Source organism: Mesorhizobium sp. WSM4887 (genome assembly GCF_029625865.1).
In the GTDB taxonomy this organism is placed as follows: Bacteria; Pseudomonadota; Alphaproteobacteria; order Rhizobiales; family Rhizobiaceae; genus Mesorhizobium.
Window position 1 is genome coordinate 733,053 of the sequence record NZ_JARTVP010000001.1, and the last position, 12,064, is coordinate 745,116.

Annotated in this window: 11 protein-coding genes and 1 riboswitch; of the genes, 8 read left to right on the forward strand and 3 right to left on the reverse strand. The window is 66.1% G+C overall.

The window, feature by feature from the left end; all coding sequences use genetic code 11:
- Position 1: 1 nt before the first annotated feature.
- Together P9230_RS03540 and P9230_RS03545 are read right to left on the reverse strand one after the other, a co-directional pair.
- On the reverse strand, positions 2-583 hold the full coding sequence (locus P9230_RS03540) for an NADH-quinone oxidoreductase subunit B (protein WP_013531090.1): 582 nt from the start codon (positions 581-583) through the stop codon (positions 2-4).
- Entirely contained in the window at positions 574-939 is a 366-nt protein-coding gene (locus P9230_RS03545) for an NADH-quinone oxidoreductase subunit A (protein ID WP_027169002.1), read from the reverse strand. Before P9230_RS03545 ends, P9230_RS03540 begins: the two co-directional genes overlap by 10 nt.
- Before the next feature lie 334 nt (positions 940-1,273).
- Between P9230_RS03545 and P9230_RS03550 the strand changes: the two genes are divergently transcribed.
- The 8 genes from P9230_RS03550 to P9230_RS03585 all read left to right on the forward strand — a co-directional run bounded on the left by P9230_RS03550 (position 1,274) and on the right by P9230_RS03585 (position 11,333).
- Complete coding sequence (locus P9230_RS03550; RefSeq protein WP_278117454.1) at positions 1,274-2,473, forward strand: winged helix-turn-helix domain-containing protein; 1,200 nt, start codon at positions 1,274-1,276, stop codon at positions 2,471-2,473.
- 29 nt (positions 2,474-2,502) lie between these two features.
- Positions 2,503-2,703, forward strand: a riboswitch (cobalamin riboswitch).
- Positions 2,704-2,741: 38 nt separating this feature from the next.
- Positions 2,742-3,170 carry a DUF1636 family protein gene (locus P9230_RS03555; RefSeq protein WP_278053068.1) on the forward strand — a complete coding sequence of 143 codons (429 nt, stop codon included), beginning with the start codon at positions 2,742-2,744 and terminating at the stop codon, positions 3,168-3,170.
- Between the two features lies 1 nt (position 3,171).
- Complete coding sequence (gene cobW, locus P9230_RS03560) at positions 3,172-4,209, forward strand: cobalamin biosynthesis protein CobW (protein WP_127324559.1); 1,038 nt, start codon at positions 3,172-3,174, stop codon at positions 4,207-4,209.
- Between the two features lie 17 nt (positions 4,210-4,226).
- On the forward strand, positions 4,227-7,823 hold the full coding sequence (gene cobN, locus P9230_RS03565) for a cobaltochelatase subunit CobN (protein WP_278117458.1): 3,597 nt from the start codon (positions 4,227-4,229) through the stop codon (positions 7,821-7,823).
- The gene (gene cobG / locus P9230_RS03570; protein ID WP_278053629.1) at positions 7,820-9,181 is read left to right on the forward strand and encodes a precorrin-3B synthase; all 1,362 of its coding nucleotides are present in this window, start codon (positions 7,820-7,822) and stop codon (positions 9,179-9,181) included. Before cobN ends, cobG begins: the two co-directional genes overlap by 4 nt.
- Positions 9,182-9,184: 3 nt before the next feature.
- Positions 9,185-9,817, forward strand: a complete 633-nt coding sequence (locus tag P9230_RS03575; RefSeq protein ID WP_095779767.1) for a precorrin-8X methylmutase — start codon at positions 9,185-9,187, stop codon at positions 9,815-9,817.
- On the forward strand, positions 9,814-10,572 hold the full coding sequence (locus P9230_RS03580; RefSeq protein ID WP_278117460.1) for a precorrin-2 C(20)-methyltransferase: 759 nt from the start codon (positions 9,814-9,816) through the stop codon (positions 10,570-10,572). The genes P9230_RS03575 and P9230_RS03580 overlap by 4 nt, the downstream gene beginning before the upstream one ends.
- Complete coding sequence (locus tag P9230_RS03585; protein ID WP_278117462.1) at positions 10,569-11,333, forward strand: precorrin-3B C(17)-methyltransferase; 765 nt, start codon at positions 10,569-10,571, stop codon at positions 11,331-11,333. The genes P9230_RS03580 and P9230_RS03585 overlap by 4 nt, the downstream gene beginning before the upstream one ends.
- Here P9230_RS03585 and P9230_RS03590 read toward each other — a convergent pair.
- A complete protein-coding gene (locus P9230_RS03590) occupies positions 11,297-12,064 on the reverse strand; it encodes a cobalt-precorrin-6A reductase (protein ID WP_095780915.1) in 768 nt (255 codons plus the stop codon). The two genes, P9230_RS03585 and P9230_RS03590, sit on opposite strands and share 37 nt — an antisense overlap.

Here is a 12,064-nt window from a genome sequence, read left to right on the forward strand (position 1 = left end):
TTCACCGTTCGATCGTGCCGGTGCGGCGGATCTTCTTCTGCAACAGGAGAATGCCGTAGAGCAGCGCTTCGGCGCTCGGCGGGCAGCCGGGGACATAGATGTCGACCGGCACGATGCGGTCGCAGCCGCGCACCACCGAATAGGAATAGTGATAATAGCCGCCGCCATTGGCGCACGAACCCATCGAGATGACGTAGCGCGGCTCCGGCATCTGGTCATAGACCTTGCGCAGCGCCGGCGCCATCTTGTTGGTCAGTGTGCCCGCGACGATCATGATATCGGACTGGCGCGGAGACGCGCGCGGCGCGACGCCGAACCTCTCTGAGTCATAGCGCGGCATCGAGGTGTGGATCATCTCGACCGCGCAGCAGGCGAGACCGAAGGTCATGAACATCAGCGAGCCGCTGCGCGCCCAGGTGATCAGCGCCTCGGTCGAGGTGACAAGGAAGCCCTTGTCGGCCAGCTCATTATTGATCTCGAGGAAGAAGGGATCGTCCTCCCCCACCGGCCTGCCGGTGTTGGGATCGATGATGCCCTTGGGCTTCGGCGCGACGAGGGTGCCTGAACTGTCGTTCAATCCCATTCCAGCGCTCCTTTTTTCCATTCATAGGCAAAGCCGATGGTCAGCACCGCCAGGAACACCATCATCGACCAGAAGCCGAGCATGCCGAGCTTGGAGAAGGACACCGCCCACGGGAACAGGAAGGCGACCTCGAGATCGAAGATGATGAACAGGATCGACACCAGGTAGAAGCGGATGTCGAACTTCATGCGGGCGTCGTCGAATGAGTTGAACCCGCATTCATAGGCGGAAAGCTTTTCCGGATCGGGATTGCGGTAGGCAACCAGGAACGGCGCAACGATCAGCGCCAGGCCGACGACCATCGCCACTGCGATGAAGAGCACGATGGGCAGATACGAACTTAGGAGTGCGCTCATGCGGCGGCTTTCCTTCGGCGGCCAGTTCACTTTGATTACAGCAACGGACTCTAAGGCGGAAGCGTGACAGTTTAACCCGCTGAACCGTTTTAGGTGGCCTATGCTGCGACGCGGCGAGGGTTAGCGCAGCGGTTTCGGCGACGCAAGTCAAACCTTCTTCAAAATCCGGCCCTGGACGCCATATCGGAAGAAACTGGTCCGATCCGCTCCTGTTTGATTTCCTTCATGTTTTACTCCACTTTTCTATCCTGACATATCTCCCGCCATTTGCCTGCTAGCATGGCCGGAATCACCGACTGGAAACCCCGGCAAAGGATCAGGGCAAGGTAGCTGGATGAAAGAAAAGATCTCGCTCGCCGCAGCAAGGCGCATTGCGCTCGGCGCGCAGGGTTTTACCGATGCGCGGCCTGTCGGCACGCCCGATCGTCGCCATCTCGCCCGCGTGCTTTCCCGAACTGGCCTGCTGCAGATCGATTCCGTCAGCGCCGTGGTGCGCGCCCACTATATGCCGCTCTACTCGCGCCTCGGCCCCTACCCGCTTGCGCTGCTCGACAACGCGGCCGTCACGCGCAAGCGAACCGTCTTCGAATACTGGGCCCATGAGGCTTCCTTCCTGCCCGTCGAGACCTATCCGTTGATGCGCTGGCGCATGCAGCGGGCCGAGAAAGGCGAGGAAATGTATCTCGGCCTCGCCAAATGGGGCCGCGAGCGCAAGGCGATGATCGAGGAGATCTACGGGCAAGTCGCGGAACGCGGGCCGATCGCCGCCTCCGACATCGAAGGCCACAAGGGCAATGGCGGATGGTGGGGCTGGAGCGAGGCCAAGCACGCTTTCGAATGGCTGTTCTGGGCCGGGCGCATCACCACCGCCTACCGGCGAGGATTCGAGCGCTATTACGACCTGCCCGAGCGGGTTCTGCCGCAGGCCATCCTCGACCTGCCGGTGCCCTCGGTCGAGGACGCGCATCGCCAATTGCTGCGCATTTCCGCCCGCGCCCATGGCATCGCAACCTATGGCGATCTGCGTGACTATTTCCGCCTGGCGCCTGGCGATACGAGAGCCAGAATCGAGGAACTGGTCGAGATGGGCGAACTGCTGCCGGTGAAGGTCGAAGGCTGGGACAAGCCCGCCTATCTCCACAAGGACGCCCGCTTTCCGCGCCGGATCGAGGCCCGCGCCCTGCTCGCGCCCTTCGATCCGGTGGTATTCGAACGCACCCGGACGGAAAAACTCTTCGGCTTCCGCTACCGCATCGAGATCTACACGCCGGCCGAGAAACGCCAGTACGGCTACTACGTGCTGCCTTTCCTGCTCGGCGACCGGATCGTTGCCCGGGTCGATTTGAGAGCTGACCGGCCGGCCGGCGTGCTGCGCGTCCATGCGGCTTTTGCCGAAGCCGGCGCTCCCGCCGAAACGGCCGCACAGCTCTTCGATGAGTTGAAACAGATGCAGGCATGGCTCGGCTTGGAAACCATCGAGGTGACGCCGGCCGGCGACCTTGGGCCGGCGTTGGCCGACATTTCGGTGTCGTAGCCGCGCGTTGACATGCCAGCACCTCTAAGCCTAAATCCGCCGCAGACGGTCTCCTCCCGGCAAGGGGAGGAGCCAAGAGGGAATGCGGTGCGGGAAAACCCAAATCCGCGGCTGTCCCCGCAACTGTGAGCGACGAGCCTCAGCCGAAAACCACTGGGATGTTTCCCGGGAAGGCGGCGTAAGGCGACGACCCGCGAGCCAGGAGACCTGCCGTCTGAGACATGAGAATCCGATCGCTCGGCGGGTTTTCCGGGCAAGGAGCCTGGTTTTGGATCGCAACGTCAGTTTTCCGGCTAATACCGCGGACACTTCGTCCGAACCCCGCGACGCGCTATCGGAAGTGACCGTCATCGTCTGCTCCTCCTGCCGCGATGAGACCGGTTCGGACGCGCATCCGCGCGCCGGCGCCCTCCTTGCCGAAGACGCGCGCCGCGCCGCGCCGGACGAGAAAATCCGCATCCGCATCGTCGAGTGTCTCGGCAATTGCAAACGCCGCCTGAGCGCGGCGCTGCTGCGCGACGGCTGCTGGAGCTATGTCTTCGGTGACCTGGAAACGACCAGCGGCGCCGACCTCGTCATCGGCGCAAAGCTCTTTGCCACCTCGACCGACGGCCTCATCCCCTGGCGAGGCCGGCCCGATTCCCTCAAGCGCGGCCTGGTTGCCCGCATCCCTCCCCTCGACCTGCTGAAGGACTGACATGACCGCATCCCTCTCCCGTGTTCCCTGCACTGTCGTCACCGGCTTTCTCGGCGCCGGCAAGACCACGCTGATCCGCAACCTGCTCGAAAACGCCAAGGGCAAGCGGCTGGCGATCATCGTTAACGAATTCGGCGATGTCGGCATCGACGGCGAGATCCTGAAAGGCTGCGGCATCGACACCTGCCCAGAGGAAAATATCGTCGAGCTCGCCAATGGCTGCATCTGCTGCACCGTCGCCGACGATTTCGTGCCGGCGCTCGACCAGATCCTGTCGCGCACGCCGAAGGTCGACCACATCCTGATCGAAACCTCCGGCCTCGCTTTGCCGAAGCCGCTCGTCCAGGCCTTCCAATGGCCGACGGTGAAGAGCCGCGTCACGGTCGATGGCGTCATCGCGGTGGTCGACGGTCCGGCGCTGGCCGACGGCCGCGTCGCCTCCGACATGGACGCCCTGCAGGCGCAGCGCGCTGCCGACGATTCCCTCGACCACGATGATCCGGTCGAAGAGGTGTTCGAGGACCAGATCGCCTGCGCCGACCTCATCATCCTGTCGAAGAGCGATCTGATGGACGCGGCGGGCTCAGTCCGCGCCAATGCCGTTATCGGCGAGCACGTGGCGCGCGCGGTCAAGGTCGTGCCGACCGCACAGGGCAAGGTCGACCCGTCGGTGCTGCTCGGTCTTGGCCTCGCCGTCGAGGACGACATCGAGAACCGCAAGACCCATCACGATGACGAGCTCGACCATGAGCATGACGATTTCGACTCCTTCGTCCTCGATATCCCGTCCATCGCCAGTCCGGATGAGCTGGCAAAGCGCGTCGCTCTCGCCGCCGAGCAGGAAAACGTTCTGCGCGTCAAAGGCTTTGTCGAGGTGGGCGGCAAGCCGATGCGGCTGCTGCTCCAAGCCGTCGGCCCGCGCGTCAATCACTATTACGACCGCGCCTGGACGCCGGACGACGACCGCCGATCGCGGCTCGTCGTCATCGGCCTCAAGGGGCTGAACCGCCCGGCGATCGAGCGTATCCTCGCCGGCTGAGGCAAGACCGAACCGCGATGCACATCCTCACCACGACATCCGCCTCGCTCGACGATCTCGCCGAGCCGATCGACCTCAGGCAGACGCCTGCGGATGTCGTGGCCCTGTCCTTCACCGACAGCGATCTCGCCGGCCTCGCCGCTGCGTGGAAGGCCGACGCCGCGCGGCTGCCGTCGATGCGGCTGGCAGCACTTCGCGATCTCCGCCATCCGATGTCGGTGGACCTCTGGATCGACAGCGTTGCCCGTCACGCCAAGGTGGTCCTCGTCCGCATCCTGGGCGGCTACGACTGGTGGCGCTATGGCTCCGACCAGCTCGCCGCGGTCGCACGCGAGCGCGGCATCAAGCTGGCGCTGCTGCCGGGCGAAAGCCATGACGAGGACCAGCGGCTGATCGAAGCCTCGACCCTGCCGCGCGCCGAACTCGACGCCCTGCTCGGCTATTTCCGCGAAGGCGGCCCGGCGAACATGAGCGCGCTGGTGCAAAGACTGGCAAGGCTCGCCGGGTCGGATACGGCCGTGGCCGAGCCGGTGAGCGTGCCGAAGGCGGGGTACTATCAACCAGGAATCGGAGTTGTCGCGAAATCAGTCTTCTTGAACGTCGGCGATCCGTCACACCTCCCTCTGTCCGGCAGGAGAGAGGGGGGTGTGGCGGAGCTCAACATCGACAGCGTCGGTGCCCCCGTCATCCCCATCCTCTTCTACCGCTCGATGCTGCTTGCCGCGGACGTCGCGCCAATCGATGCACTCGCAGATGCCCTTCGCTCGCAGGGCATGACGCCAATGCCGATCTTTGTTTCGAGCCTCAAGGACCCGGTATCGCTGGCTTTCGTCGAAACCGCCATCACCTCGTTGAACCCGTCCGCCATCGTCACTGCAACCGCCTTCGCTTCCGGTGCCGAGCCTGGTGCCGAAACGCTCTTCGACCGTGCCGGCGTGCCCGTGTTCCAGGTCATCGTCGCCACGACGCGGCGCGAAGTCTGGGAGAAAAACCAGCGCGGCCTGGCGCCCGCCGACCTTGCCATGCATGTCGTGCTGCCCGAGCTCGATGGCCGTATCCTCGCCGGCGCGATCTCCTTCAAGGGCGAGATCGACGCCGATCCGGCGCTGGCCTTCCGCGCCTTCGCCAGCCGACCGGAAACGGATCGCGTCGCCCAGGTCGCCGCTCGCGTCGCGGCGATCATTCGCCTTCAACGGACGGAGCGGGCGGAACGCAAGCTGGCGATCCTGATTCCGGATTATCCAAGCGCGCCCGGACGCACCGGCTATGCTGTCGGCCTGGATGTGCCGTCGAGCGTGCTCGCCATGCTGCAGGACCTGAAGGAACAGGGCTATGCGGTTGATGGGATTCCACAATCGCCACGCGGGCTGCTGGATGTGTTGGAGGTGGGTGGACTTGGTCTCACCTTACAGGAATATCTCGCCTTTTCGGCAGCGCTTCCCGAAGGTGCACGCGACACGGTTGAGGCAGCGTGGGGGAGAGCCAACGACAAAGCTCACGTCAATGCGCCCCCCTCTGTCCTGCCGGACATCTCCCCCTCTAGGGGGGAGATTGCGCCTGCATCGATGCTTTCGCCAATCATCAACGCTGGAGGAGAAGCGCCGTCAGCGAAACTGCCAATCTCCCCCCTTGAGGGGGAGATGTCCGGCAGGACAGAGGGGGGTGTTCAAGCGCCTCCTTCCGCAAGCTTCCCCTTCCGCGCCGCCATCTTCGGCAACGTCACCGTGGCGCTGGCCCCCGACCGTGGCCGCTCCGCAGACCGCCGCGCTGACTACCATGACCCGACCCTTCCCCCGCGCCACGAGCTGATCGCCTTCGGCCTGTGGTTGCAAAAGTCGATCGGCGTCCACGCCATCGTCCATGTCGGCGCGCATGGCACGCTGGAATGGCTGCCGGGCAAGACGGTCGCGCTCTCCGACACCTGCTTTCCCGAGATCGTCACCGGCTCGCTGCCGGTTGTCTATCCCTTCATCGTCTCCAATCCCGGCGAGGCGGCGCAGGCCAAGCGCCGCATCTCGGCCGTCACGCTCGGTCACCTGCCGCCGCCGCTGACCGGCGCCGGGCTCGACGAGGCGCAACAGAGGCTTGAGCGGCTGGTCGACGAATACGCACAAGCCGACGGGCTCGACCGCCGCCGCCGCGACCGTCTGGCCAGGCTCATCGTCGAGACAGCGGAGAAATCCGGGCTGGCTGCCGAAGCCGGAGTTGCCGGAACCGATGTGCCGGACGAGGCGCTGCGCCGCATCGACGCGTGGCTGTGCGACCTCAAGGATTTTGCCGTCAAGGACGGGCTGCATGTCTATGGCCGCGCGCCGGAAGAAGAAGCCGATCCACTGCGCCGCCAAAGCGCCGAGACCGAAAAAGACGCCCTGCTCGCTGCGCTCGACGGGCGTCACATCAAGGCCGGACCGGCAGGCGCGCCGGCGCGCGGTCGTTCCGATGTCCTGCCCACCGGCCGCAACCTTTTCACCTCCGATCCGCGCACCATGCCGACGTCGACGGCCTATGATCTCGGGCAGGCGGCGGCGGAAGAAGTCGTGCGCAGCTACATGCAGAGCCATGGCGACTGGCCGCGCTCGTTGGTCATCGACCTCTGGGGCTCCGCCTCGTTGCGCACCGGCGGCGAGGAGATCGCGCAAGGCCTGGCGCTGATGGGCTGCCGGCCGCAATGGGATGCCGCAACGGGCCGCGTCACCGGCATCGAGGTGATGCCGCCGGCCGCCCTCGGCCGCCCGCGCGTCGACGTCACCTGGCGCATCTCCGGCCTGTTTCGCGATATGTTCCCGACCCAGATCGCGCTGATCGACGCCGCCGCCAGCGCCGTCGCCGGTCGCGACGAGGACGATTCGGAAAATCCGCTTGCCGCCGCGGCCCGTGCCCAAGGCAAAATTGGTCCGCGCATTTTCGGCACCTCGCCCGGCACTTACGGCGCCGGAGTCGAGGAATTGCTGTCGCGCGGCGAATGGAGCGCGCGCGAAGAGATCGGCCGCGCCTATCTCGAAGCAACCTCGCATGCCTATGGCGGCGCCGACGGTGAGGCCATCTCCGCGCCCGGCGTCTTCGAGGGCCGCATCGCCGACGCGGACCTGCTTGTCCACACCGGCGACGACCCGGGCCGCGACATCCTCGAAGGTTCGGCCGATGTCGCCTTCATCGGCGGGTTTTCGGCCGCACTTGCCGCGCTTGGCAGGAATGCCGATGTCATCGTGCTCGACACGACTGATCCTAAGAAGCCGAGGCCGCGATCGGTCGGCGAAGCGGTGTCGCGCGTGGTGCGGGCCCGCGCCGTCAATCCGCGCTTCATTGCCGGGCAGATGCGCCACGGCCCCCGCGGCGCCTCGGAATTCGCCGAGACGGTCGACCGCCTGGTTGGCTTCGCCGAGACCACGCATGCCATATCGGGCGCGCTGATCGAGGCGGTGCACGACGCCTATATCGGCGATGCGGAAGTCCGAGCCTTCCTGCTGCGCGAAAATCCCGCCGCCGCGAAGGTCATCGCCGAGCGATTCCTGGCCGCTCGGCGGCGCGGTCTCTGGCATCCGCTCAGGAATTCCATCGACGACGATCTCACGGCCTTGATCGCCGAGTCGCAGGCAAGCGAGGTGGCGGCATGAACGCCTTCTCGCGCCGTGGCGCCTGCCCTGCTTTGTCTGCGCCGATGCAGACCGGCGATGGCCTGCTGGTGCGGCTCAATCCGGTTGCTGGAGGGCTTGCACCCAAGTCGCTGATGGGTCTTTGCGAATCCGCCTTGCGCCACGGCAACGGCATCATGGAAGTGACCGCTCGCGGTAGCCTGCAGATCCGGGGCCTGACCGCAGACAGCGCTGGGCTGCTGGCGGCGGAAGTGGATGCGCTGGGCATTGCCATGCGGACGGGCGTGCCGGTGGAGACCGGGCCGCTCGCGGGTATCGACCCGCAGGAGATTGCAGATCCGAGCCCGCTGGCGGAACGGATCAGGGCGGCGGCTGACGAGGCCGGGCTGACTCGACGGTTGGGGCCGAAGGTGTCCGTGGTCGTCGACGGCGGCGGGCAGTTGACGTTGGACGCAGTGACAGCTGATGTGCGGTTGAAGGCAATGCACACTGCTGCTGGCGTGAAATGGGGCATGTCCGTTCCGGGCGACGCGCACCACGCAAGACCGCTCGCGACAGTCGACGCGGATGCGGCACGCGACATCGCCGTCGCAGCGCTCAGGATGGTCGCTGAGAAAGGCCGCGAGGCGCACACAAGAGATCTATCGGAGCGGCAGTTGGCCTCTCTCGCAGGCTGGCATTCCTTCGCGCCCCCCTCTGTCCTGCTGGATATGTCCGGCAGGACAGAGGGGGGCGCCGTAGGGCGCCAGCATTCGCCCATCGGCCTCTTCGACCTGAGCAGCAGCCACGCCCTCGGCTTCAGCCTGCCCTTCGGCAGCATGCCGGCACAGAACCTCATCGACCTCGCCGCCCAGGCTTCAGATCTGGGCTCGACCGAAATCCGCCTGGCCCCAGGCCGCGCCCTGCTTTTCCTCAACCTCTCCCCATTCGCCAGCGCCTCTCTCCAAGCCTCCGCGTCCGCCCTCGGCTTCATCACCGCCCCCACCGATCCGCGCACCCGCATTGCCGCCTGCCCCGGAGCGCCCGCCTGCGCCTCCGGCCGCATCGCCACCCGCGCCATCGCCGAAGAAATCGCAACGGAAAGCCCCGATCTCTTCGATGCCTCCCTCACCCTCCACATTTCCGGCTGCGCCAAAGGCTGCGCCCATCCCGGCCCAGCGGGGCTCACCCTGGTCGGCGACGAAAACGGAGCCGGACTTGTCGTGGACGGGACGGCAAAGACCCTTCCTGCCGGATACAGGCCGGGCTATGACGCCGCGCGCGGGGTCGCCGGCATTGCGGCGGCGATCCGCAACGCACGGCGTCCCGGCGAGACTGCCGCCGCTTGCCTCACAAGGCTCGGCGCGACTGAGATCGCCGAACTCTATCGACGGAACTGAAGAATGGCCGCCTACGACTATATCCATGACGGGATGGCGATCTACGAGCGCTCTTTCGCCATCATCCGAGCCGAGGCGGACTTGTCGCGCTTTTCCGAGACAGAGGCCGATGTCGCGATCCGCATGATCCACGCCTGCGGCCAGGTCGAGGCAGCCAGCCAGTTCGTGTTCTCCAGCGGTTTCGTTGAAGCGGCCCGTGCCGCCCTTGCCGCCGGGGCGCCGATCTTCTGCGATGCCGAGATGGTCGCCCACGGCATCACCCGTGCCCGCCTGCCGGCCGGAAACGAGGTGATCTGCACGCTGCGCGACCCGCGCACCGTCGATATCGCCAAGGAAATCGGCAACACGCGCTCGGCCGCCGCTATCGACCTTTGGAGCGAGCGCATGGCAGGTTCGGTGGTCGCCATCGGCAACGCACCGACCGCGCTGTTCTATCTGCTCGAAAAACTGCGCGACGGCGCGCCGAAGCCGGCCGCCATCATCGGCATGCCGGTTGGTTTCGTCGGTGCTGCCGAATCCAAGGATGCACTGGCGGAAAACTCCTACGGTGTGCCTTACGCCATCGTCCGCGGCAGGCTGGGCGGCAGCGCCATGACGGCCGCAGCACTCAACGCATTGGCGAGGCCAGGCCTGTGAACGCTTTCCCCAAAGGCCGGCTCGTCGGCGTCGGCACCGGTCCCGGCGATCCGGAGCTGTTGACGCTGAAGGCGGCGCGCGCGCTGGCCGAGGCTGACGTTGTCGCCTATTTCGCCAAGCGCGGCAACAACAGCAACGCGCGCGCCATCGTCGAGGCGCGCTTTCGCCCGGATATGGTCGAGCTGCCGCTGCTCTATCCGGTGACGACCGAGATCGACAAGGATCACGACGACTATCGCTCGCAGATCACCGATTTCTATGAGCAGTCCGCCGAACAGGTCGCCGGGCATCTCGGCGCCGGCAAGATGGTGGCCGTGCTGTCGGAGGGCGATCCGCTTTTCTACGGCTCCTATATGCATCTGCACGTGCGCCTCTCGCACCGATTCCCGACAGAAGTCATTCCCGGTATCACCGCCATGTCCGGCTGTTGGTCGGCGACCGGCCTGCCGATCGTCCAGGGCGACGATGTGCTGACCGTGCTTCCCGGCACGATGAGCGAGTTCGAGCTGACGCGACGGCTGGCCGATACCGATGCCGCCGTCATCATGAAGGTCGGCCGCAATCTGCCGAAGATCCGCCGCGCGCTGGAAGCGACCGGCAAGCTGACGAAGGCCGTCTATGTCGAGCGCGGCACCATGCCGGGCAGCGTGTCGATGCGGCTCGCGGAAAAGCCGGGCGACAAGGCCCCCTATTTCGCCATCGTGCTGGTCGCCGGCTGGTCGGCGCGTCCCGGAGTTCCCGGAGCCAAGCCTTGAGCGGCCGCCTCACCGTGATCGGCCTCGGCCCCGGCAATGCCGATCAGGTCACGCCGGAGGCGATCCGCGCCGTGACGGAGGCTTCCTTCTTCTATGGCTACAAGCCCTATCTCGACCGGCTCGAGCTGCGACAGGACCAGACCCGCATCGCCTCCGACAATCGCGAAGAGCTAGCCCGCTCGAACGAGGCGCTGGCCAAGGCATCCGAAGGTCACAGCGTCGCTGTCGTGTCCGGCGGCGATCCCGGCGTATTCGCCATGGCGGCCGCCGTCTGCGAGGCGATCGAAGCCGGTCCGCCAGAATGGAGGTCAATCGACCTCGCGGTCGTTCCCGGCGTCACCGCCATGCTCGCGGTCGCCGCCCGCATCGGCGCGCCGCTTGGCCATGATTTCTGCGCCATCTCGCTCTCCGACAATCTAAAACCCTGGGAGCTGATCGAGCTACGTCTGCTGGCGGCGGCCGGCGCCGGCTTCGTCATTGCGCTCTACAATCCGATCAGCAAGGCCCGCCCCTGGCAGCTCGGCCGCGCCTTCGAATGCCTGAAGGCCATTCTGCCGGGCACCACCCCGGTGATCTTCGGCCGCGCCGCCGGCCGGCCCGAAGAGCGCATCGAGGTGTTTCTGCTCGCCGACGCCGATGCGGCAAAGGCCGACATGTCGACCTGCGTCATCATCGGCTCGCCCGAGACCCGCATCATCAAGCGCGGCGACAAGCCCGCGCTGGTCTACACGCCGCGTTCGGCAACTGGGTCGAGAAAATGATCGACCATCGCAGCCAGCTGATCGACGGTCTCGGCCGACGCAACGTCAGGCAGCGGCGGCCTGCGCACCATGATCACCTCGATGCCGAGCGCGCGCGCCGCGGCGATCTTGCCGTAGGTCGCCTCGCCGCCGCTGTTCTTCGAAACGACGGTATCGATGGCGTATTTTTCAAGCAGCGCGCGCTCGTCCGCTTCGGGGAACGGCCCGCGCGCCAGAAGGTAAACTGCGTCAGGCACAGCCAGCTTTGGCTCGATCGGGTCGACGCTGCGAATGAGATAGCGATGCTGCGGAGCGGCCTCGAACGCGCCGGCTTCCTGCCGGCCGATCGCCAGCAAGACTCGTCGCGGCGCCGTGCCAAGCGCCTTGGCCGCTTCAGCGACGCTCTCCACGAAAGTCCAGCGATCACCCGCGACAGGCTCCCAGCCGGCACGCCGCAGCGCAACCATCGGCACGCGGGTTTGCCTGGCCGCCTCAGCGGCATTGGCCGACATACGGGCCGCGTAAGGATGCGTGGCGTCGACCACCAGATCGACCTGTTCCCGATGGAGGTAGGCGGCCAATCCCTGCATGCCGCCAAAGCCGCCGCTACGCATGGGCACGCCTTGCGCCATGGGGCTTTCGGTGCGGCCGGCGAGCGACAGCGTGATCGAGAAATCCTTCCGGCGAGCCAGCTTGCCCGCCAGCTGCCGGGCCTCCGTGGTTCCGCCGAGAATCAGAATACGGTGGGTCAT